The organism is Agrobacterium tumefaciens, from assembly GCF_013318015.2.
Classification (GTDB): domain Bacteria; phylum Pseudomonadota; class Alphaproteobacteria; order Rhizobiales; family Rhizobiaceae; genus Agrobacterium; species Agrobacterium tumefaciens.
The window spans coordinates 245,781-260,242 of record NZ_CP115842.1 but is presented as its reverse complement, the minus strand read 5'-3'; the positions used below and the strand labels follow the sequence as shown (position 1 = coordinate 260,242).

General features: G+C 58.5%; 12 protein-coding genes. 8 read left to right on the top strand and 4 right to left on the bottom strand.

Features of this window, described 5'->3' with window-relative positions; translation table 11 throughout:
* Window positions 1-80 precede the first annotated feature (80 nt).
* Window positions 81-1,157 carry an ABC transporter ATP-binding protein gene (locus G6L97_RS14770; RefSeq protein WP_003517850.1) on the top strand — a complete coding sequence of 359 codons (1,077 nt, stop codon included), beginning with the start codon at window positions 81-83 and terminating at the stop codon, window positions 1,155-1,157.
* 214 nt (window positions 1,158-1,371) lie between these two features.
* On the opposite strand, the gene G6L97_RS14765 is transcribed toward G6L97_RS14770, so the two are convergent.
* From G6L97_RS14765 to G6L97_RS14750, 4 genes are read right to left on the bottom strand one after another with little or no spacing between them, the layout of a single operon-like run.
* The gene (locus G6L97_RS14765; RefSeq protein ID WP_038493790.1) at window positions 1,372-2,148 is read right to left on the bottom strand and encodes a sugar phosphate isomerase/epimerase family protein; all 777 of its coding nucleotides are present in this window, start codon (window positions 2,146-2,148) and stop codon (window positions 1,372-1,374) included.
* Window positions 2,145-3,161 carry a hydroxyacid dehydrogenase gene (locus G6L97_RS14760; RefSeq protein ID WP_038493786.1) on the bottom strand — a complete coding sequence of 339 codons (1,017 nt, stop codon included), beginning with the start codon at window positions 3,159-3,161 and terminating at the stop codon, window positions 2,145-2,147. The genes G6L97_RS14765 and G6L97_RS14760 overlap by 4 nt, the downstream gene beginning before the upstream one ends.
* Window positions 3,158-5,035, bottom strand: a complete 1,878-nt coding sequence (locus G6L97_RS14755; protein WP_019566452.1) for a DUF2264 domain-containing protein — start codon at window positions 5,033-5,035, stop codon at window positions 3,158-3,160. Before G6L97_RS14755 ends, G6L97_RS14760 begins: the two co-directional genes overlap by 4 nt.
* Entirely contained in the window at window positions 5,028-6,092 is a 1,065-nt protein-coding gene (locus G6L97_RS14750; RefSeq protein WP_003517845.1) for a LacI family DNA-binding transcriptional regulator, read from the bottom strand. The genes G6L97_RS14755 and G6L97_RS14750 overlap by 8 nt, the downstream gene beginning before the upstream one ends.
* Before the next feature lie 112 nt (window positions 6,093-6,204).
* On the opposite strand from G6L97_RS14750, the gene G6L97_RS14745 reads away from it, so the two are divergent.
* From G6L97_RS14745 to G6L97_RS14715, 7 genes are all read left to right on the top strand, one after another.
* The gene (locus tag G6L97_RS14745) at window positions 6,205-7,497 is read left to right on the top strand and encodes an ABC transporter substrate-binding protein (protein ID WP_019566451.1); all 1,293 of its coding nucleotides are present in this window, start codon (window positions 6,205-6,207) and stop codon (window positions 7,495-7,497) included.
* A gap of 169 nt (window positions 7,498-7,666) precedes the next feature.
* On the top strand, window positions 7,667-8,596 hold the full coding sequence (locus G6L97_RS14740) for an ArsR/SmtB family transcription factor (RefSeq protein ID WP_019566450.1): 930 nt from the start codon (window positions 7,667-7,669) through the stop codon (window positions 8,594-8,596).
* A 122-nt stretch (window positions 8,597-8,718) separates the two neighbouring features.
* Complete coding sequence (arfA, locus tag G6L97_RS14735; RefSeq protein ID WP_013761387.1) at window positions 8,719-10,230, top strand: arabinosylfuranosidase ArfA; 1,512 nt, start codon at window positions 8,719-8,721, stop codon at window positions 10,228-10,230.
* A 7-nt stretch (window positions 10,231-10,237) separates the two neighbouring features.
* Window positions 10,238-11,311 (top strand): ABC transporter ATP-binding protein, encoded by a 1,074-nt coding sequence (locus G6L97_RS14730; RefSeq protein WP_019566449.1) that lies wholly within the window; start codon window positions 10,238-10,240, stop codon window positions 11,309-11,311.
* 78 nt (window positions 11,312-11,389) lie between these two features.
* Window positions 11,390-12,664, top strand: a complete 1,275-nt coding sequence (locus G6L97_RS14725) for an extracellular solute-binding protein (protein ID WP_019566448.1) — start codon at window positions 11,390-11,392, stop codon at window positions 12,662-12,664.
* 67 nt (window positions 12,665-12,731) lie between these two features.
* A complete protein-coding gene (locus G6L97_RS14720; RefSeq protein WP_003517835.1) occupies window positions 12,732-13,616 on the top strand; it encodes a carbohydrate ABC transporter permease in 885 nt (294 codons plus the stop codon).
* The gene (locus G6L97_RS14715) at window positions 13,613-14,440 is read left to right on the top strand and encodes a carbohydrate ABC transporter permease (protein WP_019566447.1); all 828 of its coding nucleotides are present in this window, start codon (window positions 13,613-13,615) and stop codon (window positions 14,438-14,440) included. Before G6L97_RS14720 ends, G6L97_RS14715 begins: the two co-directional genes overlap by 4 nt.
* The last annotated feature ends 22 nt before the right edge of the window (window positions 14,441-14,462 follow it).

The following is a 14,462-nucleotide window of genomic DNA, read 5'->3' as shown; positions in this document are numbered from 1 at the left end:
AACGGGACCGAAAACGAATTGCAGAACATCAACACCGTCGCGGCTGCCTTGTCTGCAGCGCGACGGTCGGGAGAAACAGCATGGCAAGCAGCATTACTCTGGAAAAAATCGTCAAGCGGTTCGGCGCCTTTCCGGTCGTCCACGGCATCGATCTCAAGATCGAGCCGGGCGAGTTCACCGTTTTCGTCGGCCCCTCGGGCTGCGGCAAATCTACGCTTCTGCGCATGATCGCCGGTCTGGAGGAAATCTCCGAGGGTGATCTTCGCATCGATGGCGAAAGGGTCAACGAAACAGCCGCTTCCAAGCGCGGTATCGCCATGGTGTTCCAGTCCTATGCGCTTTATCCGCATATGAGCGTTTACAAGAACCTCGCTTTTGGGCTGGAGACGGCGGGTTACAAGAAACCGGAAGTCGAGGCGCGGGTGCAGAAAGCTGCCGATATCCTGCAGATCGGTCCGTTGTTACAGCGCAAGCCGAAGGCGCTTTCTGGCGGCCAGCGCCAGCGTGTCGCCATCGGTCGGGCTATCGTCCGCGAGCCGAAAATCTTTTTGTTCGATGAACCCCTGTCCAACCTTGATGCGGAACTGCGCGTGCAGATGCGTGTCGAAATTGCCAAGCTGCACCAGACGCTCGGCAGCACCATGATCTATGTGACGCATGACCAGGTGGAGGCCATGACGATGGCCGACAAGATCGTGGTCCTGCGTGACGGCCGCATCATGCAGGTCGGCCGCCCGCTTGATCTCTACAACAATCCGGCCAACCAGTTTGTGGCGGGTTTCATCGGTTCGCCAAAGATGAACTTCCTTTCCGCGAAAGTGGCTTCAGGCGACAGCTCCAACCGTACCATCGAGGTCGCCGGCCAGCGCATTCTGCTCGAAAAGCCGGTCGCGGCTGAGGAAGGCGAGCCACTCACTTTCGGCATTCGTCCCGAACACGTAAACCCACAGGCGCAATCGGCCTCGCTTGGCGATGCGTCCATCCAGCTCGTTGAACATCTCGGCGGCTCGACGGTGGTTTATACCAGCACCCCAGATGGCCAGCCCGCTACCCTGCTGCTGGACGGCCAGCGCCATATCCGCATCGGCGAGACCATTCCCTTTGCGTTTGATCTGGCGAAGACGCATCTGTTCGGGGCGGATGGGCGGCGAATATAAGAGGAAAAACCGGGGGGAGGAACAGACCTTCCCTTATTCCTGTGCTTGTCACAGGAGTCCAGCTGACGCGTCTGCGCGGCGATGAAATCAATCAGCCCAAAGACTTGGGCTGGCTGGTTCCCTATAGGGGGTACAGGGATGAGGGCAGTGGGCGGTTGTGATGGATAGCGAATTTTAGTCCGCCGCGTCGGTTTTCGATAAAAAACAAGCGGTTCTAAGAGCGGGCGAGAATCTCGCTCAGCACCGCCGCATCTTCCGAGAACTGGGCGACGTTGTCACCTTTGACGAACTCCAGCATCGCATAAGCCGGTTCTATCCAGTCGCTTGCTGGCAAGGCATCAACGCAAGCCCGCCAATAGTCCGCGCGCTCGCCGAGCGGCAGGCGGCTGGCATCGGCGAGCCAAGCGAAGACGTGCAGGTGGCAGATGCGCGAGCCGAGCGCGGATATTTCCGCAAGGGCGTCATCCAGCGGTAGACCTGGGGCTGGCTGCCAGTAAAAGAACAGGTTAGGCATCGGCAAATCCTGCATGAGCTGCAAGGCCGAGGGCAGCGTGTCGGTCAGCGAATTGGGGTGATATTCGAGGCCGATTGTCATTCCGTAGTCGTCTGCCCGCCGGGCAAGTGCCGCCAACGCGTCGGTTGCCGCACGGCGTTCCTCTGGTGAATAATCCGCGGATGGGCGTTTGCGGCTGCCGGGCCAGATGCGGATATGGCCGGTGCCGAGCGCTTTCGCGGTTTCCAGAACTGCGGTCACATCCTCCGGCGCAAAATCCGGTGCGAAAATGTAGGATCCGTAGGAAGAGACGGTAAGACCGGCTTTCACCGTACGCGCCGCCACATCCCTTGCATTTTCTAAGTCGCCAGGTGGCACATGGATATCGGCACCCCATTCTATCGCCTTGATGCCATTTGCAACGGCAAGGTTAATCACGGCCTGCGGCGTCATGGACCTGAAGGTGACAGAGCAGAGGCCCGGCTCGAAAATTCTCATGCGATCAGTTCCAGATGTTCCGGACGTACCTGCTGTTGCAATGGTTCTGCGCGGCAGAAGCGTTCGATCTCGGCAATCGCCATGTCGCCGAGCCGGGCGCGTTCAAGGCCGACGGCGCCGGCGATATGCGGCGTCAGGAACACGTTCGGAAGGCTGTAGAAAGGTGACTCTGGTGACGGCACTTCCGGATCGGTCACGTCGATGACGGCCTCTATGCGTCCGGTTTTCAGTTCCGCCAGCAGGGCGTCTTCGTCCACTAGCGCGCCGCGGGCCGTGTTGATCAAGGTCGCTCCGTCCTTCATCAGGGCAAGCGCATCGGCGCCGATCATATGCCGGGTTTGCGGCAGGGATGGCGCGTGCAGGGAAATGACGTCGCTTACCGCCATAAGCTCGCGGAGCGATACGAGACGCACACCGAGCTTTTGTGCCTCCACCGCGCTTAAAAACGGGTCGAAAAGGATGAGATCGAGATCGAAGGGCTGCAGCAGATTGATGACCCGACGTCCGATGCGTGACGCCCCGACAATGCCGACGGTCAGGCCGAGATTGCCGATGACCTGCGACTGCAGGCGGTCGACGTTTCGCCGTGCGCGATCCTCTCCGTAGATGCGCCGGAAACCGAAGGTACGCTTGCCGGACAGCAGGATCATTGCCAGCGTAAACTCCGCGACCGGCTGCGCATTCGCCTCGGCCGCGCTGCACACCGTAACGTTTCGTTCGAAAACTGCCTGGGACAGGAAGTATTTCACCGTCCCGGCGGCATGTGAAATCAACCGAAGGTTCGGCATCATTGCCAGTTCCCGCATGTCGATCTCGGGACAACCCCAGCCAGTCAGAAGAATATCTGTTCTCTCCAACTGGGCAGTCACAGCTGGGTCGTGAAAATCGCAGACCGGCCGGGTATCGAGGATGTCGACGCTCTGCGACAGCTTTTCAAGCGCCTGTGGCGTCAGCACATGCTGCGTCCGCTCCGGGTCCATGGCAAGGCTGAGACGCGGACGCGGGCTCATCATTGCGGTTCTCCCGCCGCCGCCATGCTGCTTACCGGAACACCGCGCTCAACAAACAGGCGGTCAAGCGCTTCCCTGTCCGGAAGTGCGGGAACTGTCGCCAAAGCTGTTTCGCTTTCAGGTCCCGCCAGTCCCACAAAGACGGCGCAGGCGAGCAGGGTTTTGCCCGCTGGAATGTCGCCCCGCAATTGCGGCACCGTGGTTTTGGCATTGATGAGATTGGTATTGGGCAGCGCCTTCAACGCCACGCCCTGGCGGGATGCGCTGGAGCCGAGATCGATGATCGCGGATATGTCGGTGCCGCAATCGGCCGTTGCCCGGCCGCTGTCTTCGGTCACCGCATCGCGGTCGCCATCGTTGCGGTTTATCGCAAAGCCGCCTTCGGTGACCAAAAGTGGCCGCGCGGAAGTAATCCGGTGCAACCGGATATGCCACTCTCCCGCGGCAACCAGCGTCGTTTCGACCTCGACATCGGGGAATGGGTTCCAAGTCGCTCGAAGATTGGTGCCAGCCAAGAGCACAGTGCGGTTGGTTTCGCGCACCCGGTAGTGGTGGCCATCTTCGGAAAAGGCCAGCATATTGTCGAAACCATTGGTCTTGAAACCGCGCTCGTCCACTTCCACGCCGAAAGCGTAACGCGAGGAATAGGCGAATTTGGCGTATTTCTCCGGCCCGCCGCGCATGGACAGGTTTTCCTGCCCACTCGTCAGCGCCGTGACGTTGCTCTTACTGCGCATCATCACCATGCCGGGATGAACGAGCGGCCGTGGTTTTGTGGATGTGTCTGGCAGCTTTTCCTCCGCCTGCCAGAAGGGGTGGCTTTCCGGCAGGGCGAGCGGCAGGAAAGCCTTGAAGGCCCAATAGGGCGAACCCGCCGAATTATAGCTTTCCGACATGGTCAGTTGCGGATAGGCGTAACCGATGGAAAGCACGCCGTCGCGGTCGGCAATCGGCTTTCCCGCCCACCAGCGCAGATGTTTCAGATAAAGCCCCTTGATCTCCCCCCAGGGCATCGCTTCCTCATCCGCGAAGGCGAGGGCACCCCAGAAGCCGCCGCAGGCGAAACGGTAGGTCATGGAGCGGCCAAAGGCCAGCGCGCCACCATCCTCATCGAACCAGCTTGCGAAATCCCCGGCAAACAGGCGGGCACGTTCCCGGTAACGTTCGGCGTATGCATCATCCGGTTTGCTGATTTTCGCGTAGATCAGCCCGTAAAAATGCATGGCGAAGGCGATGTAGTGGTCGATGCGGCGATAGTTGCCGTCGCGATACCAGCCGTCGGCGATGTAAAATCCGTCCAGCTCTTTCAGATATGTTTCGGTGAGGCTCCGGTCGAATTCGATACCGAGATGATCGAGCGCCGCATCGACCATCACCCGGAAAAACTTCCAGTTATTGTCGGCATAGATGCGCTCGCGCGCCGCCAGAAGATAATGGCGCACATTCGCCTTTTGCGCTTCGGACAAGGGTTCCCACAGATGTTGCGGCGCAAGCCGAAGCGCAAAGCCGAGGGCGGCCAGTTCCACCAGCCGCTGATCCTTCTGCCGCACATCGCCCCAGTAATCGGCATGGGCGGGATCGGTGCCATTGGCGATGCCTCTGGCCAGAAGCGGCCAATGGGCGAAGGCATCGCCGCTGAGCGCAAGCGGCGCGATGCCCCAGAGTGGTCGCGCAAATCCTTCCAGATCGGCCGCTGCCCGGTCGAAATGCGCGGCCGTGCCGCTTAGCGTCACTCTTGCTCCGCTCTCTGAGAAATAGGGAAGCAGCGGTGCGAAACTGTCGTCTAATGCCCGTCTGACGTCGGCGCGGGTCTTGAGTGGATTGCCGTAAAGCGGATTGAAGCGGGTCATTGGATCATGGTTTGCTGGCTTATGCATCGCGCGCCGCCTTTCCCGTCTTTTTTGCTCGACCCGCGGTCTGTCCTTCCACAAGCTGTACACCCAGCTGAACCTGCCGGGCATTGGCCGATGGCTCCGCCAGCCGGCGGCGCATCAGCTCCACCGCCTCGCGGGCAATCTCGCGGCGGTCTACCCGGATTGTGCTGAGCCGGGGAGTGGAAAGTTCGGCGAAGGGCAGGTCGTCGAAGCCGATGATGGAAAGATCGTCCGGTACCCCGAGGCCAAGCTCTTGTGCTGCTCCCAGCGCGCCGAGCGCGATCGCATCGTTCATGCAGAAAATGCCAGTCAGATCGGGGTTTTTGGCCAGCAGCTGACGAACCGCATCACCGGCCTGCCCGAAGCCGCTATCCGCCGTGGAAAGCAGAAACTCCTCATAGGTGGCACCCTCTTCCTCGATGATAACCTGCCGAAAGCCCCGCATGCGCTCTCTTATAGTGTGACGGTGTTGCGGACCGATATAGGCGACCTTGCGGTGCCCCAGTTCCAGCAGCCGCCGCGCGGCCATCGCCCCGCCGTAAAAATTGGAGGGCGAGACGCAATCCAGCATCATCGAGGGATCGGCGCTATTGACGAGAACCGGTTGCAGCACACCCTGCGTGATGCGGTGGATGATCTCCTCTTCGGGGTCAAGACCAATGGCGAGAAGGCCATCGACCTCGCAGACCCGCTGTGTAAGGGCGTCGTCGATCTGCCTCTGGTGCAGCAGCCGGATATCTAGTTCGAAACCCTCTGTCTGCGCAAGGCTGCGCAGCATGTCGAAAATATCGTGATAAAAGGCGCCGATATCGCCGGTCGCTCGTTCGGCGGACATGAGGGCGAGGATTTTCTTGCCCTCCAGCGAGATGCCGCCGGTCTGGCTGGTGACTGGCCGCAGCGGATAACCAAGTTCCGCCGCCACGCCCAGAACCTTGGTCTGGATCGATGCGCTGATGCCTTTTTCCCCGGCGAGAACCCGTGAGACCGTGCTGATGGAAACCCCTGCACGCTGGGCGATATCCGACTGGCGCGGGCGGCTTATGTCGGGCGTATCGTTCATGTCGTCTCCTGCGCTTGCAAAAAATTCTATTATGATGCAAATATTGCAAATAATGAAAATTTGCAAGAATTTAAGTGATAAGTGAGAAATTTGCAAAACGCGGGAGGAGCAGATGCAAACTATCGATAGACGTGGATTTTTGGTGACGGCGGCACTGGCAGGTCTTGGCGCGGCGGCGGGCGGTTTCCGCGCGATGGCGGCCGAAACCCGGCTTCGTTGCGTATGGTGGGGTTCGGCTGACCGCAACAAGCGCACCAATGATGTGATTGCCCTCTACCAGAAGGCAGATCCACAAACGGTCATCAGCGGCGAGATGATCGCCGGTTCCGACTATTGGACCAAGCTTGCGACGTCCATGGCGGGACGTAACGTCGCCGATATCTTTCAGCTCGAGCCTTCCACCATTGCCGATTATTCCGGCCGTGGGGCCTGCATGGAACTTGACCAGTTTGTCGGCTCGTCGCTTGATCTTTCCAATTTCGGCAAAAGCGAAGTGGATCTTTGCCGCATCGACGGCAAGCTTTACGGCGTCGGTCTCGGGCTGAATTCGTTCTGCATGATGTATGATGCAGAGACGCTGAAGGAGGCCGGCGTCTCCGTGCCGAAGGAGCAGATCACCTGGAAGGGGCTGGCGGAACTGGCGCGCGATTTCAAGAAGAACGCTCCGGCGCGGCGCAATTATTGGGCGGTGCCCTATGGTGCCCGTTATCACTACGTCTTCGATGTCTGGCTGCGCCAGCGCGGCAAGCTCCTGTTCCAGGACGGCACCATCGGTTTCAACAAGGAAGATGCCAAGGAATGGTTCGCCTATTGGGAGGATCTGCGCGAGAACAAGCTTTGCGTCTCTGCCGATATCCAGACGCGCGATGACAATACCATCGAATCCAACGCGCTGACCCTTGGCAATTCCGCAATCGGCTTTGCCTATTCCAACCAGCTTGTCGGTTACCAGGCGCTCAACAAGAAGACGCTGTCCATTGGCATGCTGCCGGGTGAGGGACCGGGAAAACCGACCGGGCATTATTACCGGCCGGGGCTTATCTGGTGCATTTCGTCCACCTCCACCACTCCGGAAGCTGCGGCGAAGTTCATCAACTTCTTTGTCAACGATCTGGAAGCGGGAAAGGTTCTCGGCGTCGAACGCGGCGTGCCGCCGGCGAAGAAGGTGCGCGAAGCTGTGTTGCCAAGCCTCAACGAGACCGAACGCAAGACGGTGGATTACATCGAGAGCCTGTCCGGCAAGCTCGACACCTATCCGGAGCCTGCCCCCATCGGCGCCAATGAGTTCGACCGTGGGGTAATGCGTCCGATTGCCGACTCACTCGCCTTTGGCCGCGCCACTGTGGATGAGGCAGCGCAGAATCTTGTCGATACCGGCACCCGCACGTTGCGCAAGCGCGGGTAAGGAAAAAGAGGCAGCGCATGCGGTATCGAAACCGCCTGCGCTGCCTCCATTCGCAATCCTTCCTTGCGTGTCTGACTTTGAATATATCGACACGACAAACAATGCTGGACAGCATAAAATATTTAAGCCAGAAATTCTGATCTAGATCGCTAAATCTGAAGATTAGACAATGGCTCCCAATTTCCTACTTATTGACGCTGAAAAAGAATTCGATGTTTTGAAGGCGGCGGCGTCGCTGATCCGTGTGCAGATATTGAAGCTGCTGCACGAGGCCAACGGTCTCAATGTCAACGAGATCGCGCAGAGGCTGGACCTTCCCCAGTCCACCGTGTCGGCCGGTGTGACCGTTCTTGAAGAGGCGGGGCTGCTGCGAACCGAAACGCGCAAGGCGCGCAAGGGCAGCCAGAAAATCTGTTTTGCGACCTGCGACGAGCTTATCGTTTCGTTTCGAAGCCCCGAGACGCCGGCTGTATCCAACTACATTGCCGTCGCCATGCCGCTCGGCCTCTATACGCAGAGTTCGGTGACCGCGCCTTGCGGCATCTGTTCGCCGGAGGGCATTATCGGACTTCTGGATGTCCCTGATACCTTCATGGATCCCGACCGCATGAAGACTGCACTTTTGTGGTTCACATCGGGTCATGTTGAGTACCAATTCCCCAATAATGCCAAGATACAGGGGCGAAACGTCGAGGAAGTCGAGTTTTCGATGGAGGTCAGTTCCGAGGTGCCAGGAACGCACAGCAACTGGCCGTCAGACATTACCCTCTCCGTCAACGGCAAGGAGATCGGGGTCTGGACCTCGCCCGGGGATTTCGGCGACAAGCGCGGTACGTTTACGCCCGACTGGTGGAAACTGTCCGGCTCGCAGTATGGAATGCTTAAAACCTGGCGCATTACTGCCCAGGGAACCTATGTCGATGGTACGCGCATTTCCGATGTGACGCTTGCGGATATAGATCTGTCCAGCCACCGCTCAATCCGTCTGCGGATCGAGGTAAAGGCGGATGCAAAGCATCCGGGCGGGCTCAACATCTTCGGCCGGGGCTTTGGGAATTACGATCAGGACATCGTATTGCGTCTGCGCACCGCAGACTGATCGGGCCAATTTCATAAAGTATGATTTTCGCGGTTGACAGGCGCGGCTTCCATTGGCAACTATATTATGAAATATGGTTTATATCATATTTTAAGATATAAATGCGCATGGGAGGAGAGCCTATGAAAGCGCGGGTTTCAGTCCACCGGGACTTCCGGATTGGGCGTATCGACGATCGCCTATATTCCGCCTTCATCGAACATATGGGGCGGGCGATCTATGGCGGGATTTACGAGCCCGGCCATCCGCAGGCGGATGAAAACGGTTTTCGCAAGGATGTGCTGAAATTCGTGCAGGATCTAAAGATTCCGGCGATCCGTTATCCCGGCGGCAACTTCGTTTCGGCCTATCGCTGGGAAGACGGCATCGGCCCCCGTGACAAACGGCCCGTGCGGCTTGATCTTGCATGGCGCTCCAAGGAAACCAACCAGATCGGCGTCAATGAGTTCGCAGACTGGGCGTCGATGGCAGGCATCGAGATGATGCTCGCCGTCAACCTCGGTTCCCGTGGTCTGGATGATGCCCGCAACTTTCTCGAATACGTGAATTTTCCCGGCGGCACCGAGCTTAGCGACCTTCGCCGCAGCCACGGCGCCGAAAAGCCGCATGGCGTGAAGATGTGGTGCCTCGGCAACGAGATGGACGGCCCCTGGCAGATTGGCCACAAGACGGCGGTGGAGTATGGCCGGCTGGCAAACGAAACCGCGAAAGCCTTCAAGGGTTTCGACCCCACCATCGAGGCAATCGTTTGCGGAAGTTCCAACGACGGCATGCCGACCTATCCCGAATGGGAGCGCGAGGTGCTGGAAGAATGCTACGAGAATGTGGACCACATCTCACTGCATAAATATTTCGGCAATAACAGCCGCGACACGCTGAATTACTTCGGCAAGATCGAAGAAACAGGGCGCTACATTCAGACTATCGCCGGTGTCATCGATTACGTGAAAGCCAAGAAGCGCGCCAAGAACGATGTCTCCATCTGCTTCGACGAGTGGAATGTTTGGTACCATATCCGCGAAGACGACGGTAAACGCATCAAGAGCTGGGACTGGCCGGAAGCGCCTGCACTTCTGGAGGAGACCTACAATTTCGAGGATGCTCTCTTCGTGGCCGGGTTGCTCAACGAGTTCATCCGTCGCTCGGACAGGGTGCGCATCGCCTGCATTGCCCAGCTCGTCAATGTCATCGCCCCCATCCGCGCTGAAAAGAACGGACCGGCATGGCGCCAGACCATCTATTATCCCTATCAGTTCGCCTCGCTTTATGGTCGCGGCGTTGCACTGAACATTGCCGTCGATTGCCCGACCTACGACTGCAACGCGGCCGATGACGTCAAATATCTCGATGTCGCCGGCGTGTTTGATGAGGACGAGGGCGTGGTGACGCTGTTTGTCCTCAATCGTCATCTGACCGAAGCAGCAGAGCTCAATGTCGGTCTCACCGGCTTTTCGCCTGTGTCACTCAGCCTGCATCTTTCCATGGCGGGATATGATCTGAGGATCGGCAACGGTCCGGATCAACCTGACCGCGTCGTGCCGGTGCCGGGCAGCGGCATTGGTGTCGAGGATGGGGCGCTCAAAGGCTCCGTGCCGGCGCTGTCCTATCATGTTCTGCGCGTGAAGGTTCAGTGAGGCGGTGATGGGTGTCCGTCTCAGCAATATCGCCAAGTCCTTCGGCTCCTTTGCAGCCATCCGGGACGTTTCGATGGAGATTCCGACGGGCAGCTTCGCGGTTTTCGTGGGGCCATCCGGTTGCGGAAAATCCACCCTGTTGCGCATGATCGCCGGTCTTGAGGAAACCAGCGGCGGTCACATCGCCATCGACGAGCGCGACGTCACCGCTGTCGAGCCGGCGGATCGCGGCGTTGCCATGGTCTTCCAGAATTATGCGCTTTACCCGCATCTGACGGTGTTCGAGAACATGGCTTTCAGCCTGCGTCTCGCCCGCCGGCCGAAAGCGGAGGTGAATGAGAGAGTGGGGGAAGCTGCCCGCATCCTCCAGCTCGAGGACAATCTGCACAAGAAGCCATCACAGCTTTCCGGCGGCCAGAGGCAGCGCGTGGCCATAGGCCGCGCGATCGTGCGACAGCCGAAGGTGTTTCTCTTCGATGAACCCCTGTCGAACCTGGATGCGGAACTGCGCGTGCAGATGCGGCTGGAACTGACCCGGCTTCACCGCAAGCTCGGCGCCACGATGATCTACGTCACGCATGACCAGGTAGAGGCCATGACGCTTGCGGACAAGATTTTCGTGCTGAAGGGCGGCATCGTGCAACAGGCCGGTGCGCCGCTCACCCTTTACGACGATCCGGACAATCGTTTCGTCGCTGGCTTCATCGGATCGCCCGCGATGAATTTCCTTGCTGCCGACATCGTCGGGCAGCGGGACGGCATCGTTATGCTTGCGCCTGAAGGTGGTGAAAAGCACCTCGAAGCCCGGCTTTCGCATCCGGTTTCCCCCGGTCAGCGGGTCGAAATCGGCATAAGGCCCGAGCATCTGGCGATCACGCAAGAGGGTGCTTTGCCTGTCAATGTCGAGGTGGCGGAGGAGCTTGGAGACCTTTCCTATCTCTATACCCGAACGCGTGCCGGGAAAGAACTTGTCGTGCAGCGGCAGGGCTCGCGCGAGCGGCTGGATGGCCGGTCCGTCTCACTGAGTGCTTCGCCCGATCACATCATGGTTTTCGGCAGCGACGGCAAAAGGTTGCGATAGGCGCGAGGAGGCGCCTTTCGATGCAGTAGCAGACCGCCCCTTGAACGGGGTGTTTCCAACAAACGGGAGGAGTGAACGATGCGACTGATCAAGACATTGCTTGTTGGTACGGTTCTGGGCCTGAGCGCCCTGCCGGCACTGGCGAAGCAGGATATCGTCTGGTGGGACTTTCTGTCGGGCGGCGACGGCGTGCGCATGAAAGCCCTGATTGCTGCCTTCAACAAGGAGCACCCTGACATTCAGATCAAGGGAACGACGCTAGAGTGGGGCGTTCCGTTCTATACCAAGGTACGCACGGCGTCCGCCGTGGGTGAGGGGCCTGATGTCATGACCTATCACCTGTCGCGCGCGCCGCTCGGCCTTGATGAAAAAGTATTGAGCGAAATTACCACAAAAGACCTTGATGATGGCGGGTTGAAGACCAGCGACTTTTTCAGCGCACCCGTCGAAGCGGCAACCCACGACGGCAAGCTTTATGCGGTGCCGTTCGATATCCATGCCCTTATTCTCTATTACAACGCCGATCTTCTGAAAGGGTCTCCCTATCTCGATGCCGAGGGGAAGTTGACCGGTATCAAGACGATGGAGGATTTCGAAAAGGCGCTGGCCTGGGCGAAGGACAAGGGCGTTCAGACGCCGGTTACCTATCAGTCGGGTGGCGAAGCCGGTGTCTGGCGTGTCTTTTATACACTGTTCTCACAACAGGGCGGCGAGCTGGTCACCAATAACGAGGTGCTTGCCGGCGACAATGCCGAAAAGGCTGCCAAAGCGATCGATACCATGTCGAAATGGCGGGAAAACGGATGGGCGCCCGAGCAGGCGGAATATCCTGCGTCCGTTGCACTCTTCTCCGCTGGCAAATCCGCCTTCCAGCTTAATGGCGTCTGGGAAGTTCCGACCTACAAGGATCTGGAAAAGAACGGCAAGCTCGGCTTCAAATGGAGCGCTGTGGAAGTTCCGCCTTTCATGGGCAAGCGCGCCACCTGGGCGGATTCGCACGCCTTTGCGATCCCCAACCAGGGTGACAAGACCGTTTCCGGCGAGAAACGCGCCGCTGTCATGACGGTTATTGGCTGGATGGAAAAACACGCCATCAGCTGGGCCGATGCGGGGCATATTCCGGCCTATAAATCGATCACCGAAAGCAGTGAATACAAGGCGATGCAGCCGAATGCCACATATGCCTCGCTGGCGGAGGCGGCAGTGTTCGATCCGAAGACCACGATTACCGGAGTTGCCTCACCCGCTTACGATGCGGCGCTTAATATCATCGCTCCGGCCATCCAGGGCTACATGAGCGGCGCGGATGCGGTCGAGCAGATCAAGTCCGAGCTTCAGGGCAAGCTCAAGTAATCCGAGACTGCCCTCTGGCTGTCAGCCGGAGGGCAGCGTGCAATGCGGGAGGTCCCGGAGGCATTCCATGGCTATGATTGAAAACCGGCGCAAGAAGTCGCTGATCGCACTGTCGATGGTGACGCCATTCATCGTGGTCTTCGCCACGTTCTTTCTTTACCCCCTGATCGAGATGATACGCATCAGCTTCACGGATGCGCCGCTGATCGGCGATGGCAACTGGGTCGGCCTGCAGAACTACATAAAATTGCTGAGCGACCGCCTGTTCGTCACCTCGCTCAAGAATAACGGCTATTTCGTGCTGCTGACGGTGGTGCCAACAACGGTCATCGCCCTGTTGATTGCGCTTGCGGTCAGCCGATTGTCCGGCATCAAGCAGACAATCGCCATGAGCCTGTTTTTCCTGCCTTATGTCCTGCCGGTTTCGGTCGTCACCGAAATCTGGGCCTGGATGCTCGACCTGCAGTTCGGCATTCTCCAACCGGTCATTTCGTTGCTGGCGGGCAAACCGGTCGCGGTTTTCAAGAACCCCAATTGGGTCATGCCGATGGTCGCTGTCGTCACCATCTGGTGGACGAACGGTTTTAACGTTCTGCTCTTCATTGCCGGCTTGCGAAACATTCCGACCGAGCTTTATGAGGCCGCAGCTCTTGATGGCGCAACGACATGGCAAAAGTTCCGGCGCGTCACATGGCCGCTTCTGTGGCCGGTGACCGCGCTGATCCTGACGCTGCAATTGATCCTGCAACTGAAGATATTCGACCAGATCTACCTCTTGAGCGGCGGCGGACCCTTCAATTCCAGTTTCGTGCTTCTCCTTAAGGTCTACCGGGAAGCCTTCCAGATGAACAATGGCGGTTATGCATCGGCCGTGGCGACCGTGCTTTTCCTGTTGATCGTCATCGTATCCGTTCTCCAGTTCCAGTTGCTACGCATCCGGAGGAATTCATGAGCCTGACCAAAAGACTTGAGAACGTCATCCTGACCCTGCTGACATTTTCGGCAGCACTGGTATGGATTTTCCCGCTTTACTGGGGGTTCGTGACGTCGTTGCGCTCGGACGAGAATGTTGCGGGCAACACGTCGCTACTGCCTGATGAGTTCCAGCTTGGTGCCTATGTGAATGCCATCTTCAATACGCGGCTGTTGACCTGGTACGTGAATTCCATTGGCACCGCCGCGATCGTCACGGTCTCTGTGCTCATCATTTCGATGTTATGCGCCTATGCGCTGTCGCAGATCCGCTTTCCGGGACGGCGACTGCTCTATGGCATCGTGCTCGCGAGTTTCATGGTGCCCGCGCAGACGCTTGTCGTGACACAGTTCATCCTGATGAAGAACCTCAACCTCATCAATACCTGGGCGGGCATCATCCTGCCGCAGCTGATCACGCCAATCGTCATCATCGTCTACAAGCAGTTCTTCGACAGCGTGCCCAAGGAGATGCGGGAGGCGGTGGTTCTGGATGGTGGCGGCGAATACACGATCCTGTTCAAGGTGTTTCTGCCGCTGAACTGGGGCATTACGACCGCCATGGCGATCGTGACCTTCATTACGGTGTGGAATGCCTTCTTCTGGCCTTTCCTCGTCATCACGTCCGAAAACATGATGACGATCCCCGTCGGCATCACGCAGGTCAACGACACCTTCGGCATCGTTTATGCACGCCTGATGGCGATTGCCATGCTGGCGGCTCTGCCGGTCATCGTCGCCTACGTCATCTTCCAGCGGCGCGTGACGGAAGCCATCATGATTTCGTCCGGCGTGAAAGGGTGAGGGCGGAGAAAGATGCCGGTGC

Excerpts from the sequence above, each read along its gene's own strand:
- G6L97_RS14715 (WP_019566447.1), top strand. The coding sequence starts at position 13,613 with ATGAGCCTGACCAAAAGACTTGAGAACGTCATCCTGACCCTGCTGACA.
- G6L97_RS14765 (WP_038493790.1), bottom strand. The coding sequence starts at position 2,148 with ATGAGAATTTTCGAGCCGGGCCTCTGCTCTGTCACCTTCAGGTCCATG.
- G6L97_RS14755 (WP_019566452.1), bottom strand. The coding sequence starts at position 5,035 with ATGCATAAGCCAGCAAACCATGATCCAATGACCCGCTTCAATCCGCTT.
- G6L97_RS14750 (WP_003517845.1), bottom strand. The coding sequence starts at position 6,092 with ATGAACGATACGCCCGACATAAGCCGCCCGCGCCAGTCGGATATCGCC.
- G6L97_RS14770 (WP_003517850.1), top strand. The coding sequence starts at position 81 with ATGGCAAGCAGCATTACTCTGGAAAAAATCGTCAAGCGGTTCGGCGCC.
- arfA (WP_013761387.1), top strand. The coding sequence starts at position 8,719 with ATGAAAGCGCGGGTTTCAGTCCACCGGGACTTCCGGATTGGGCGTATC.
- G6L97_RS14740 (WP_019566450.1), top strand. The coding sequence starts at position 7,667 with ATGGCTCCCAATTTCCTACTTATTGACGCTGAAAAAGAATTCGATGTT.
- G6L97_RS14720 (WP_003517835.1), top strand. The coding sequence starts at position 12,732 with ATGGCTATGATTGAAAACCGGCGCAAGAAGTCGCTGATCGCACTGTCG.
- G6L97_RS14760 (WP_038493786.1), bottom strand. The coding sequence starts at position 3,161 with ATGATGAGCCCGCGTCCGCGTCTCAGCCTTGCCATGGACCCGGAGCGG.
- G6L97_RS14745 (WP_019566451.1), top strand. The coding sequence starts at position 6,205 with ATGCAAACTATCGATAGACGTGGATTTTTGGTGACGGCGGCACTGGCA.
- G6L97_RS14730 (WP_019566449.1), top strand. The coding sequence starts at position 10,238 with ATGGGTGTCCGTCTCAGCAATATCGCCAAGTCCTTCGGCTCCTTTGCA.
- G6L97_RS14725 (WP_019566448.1), top strand. The coding sequence starts at position 11,390 with ATGCGACTGATCAAGACATTGCTTGTTGGTACGGTTCTGGGCCTGAGC.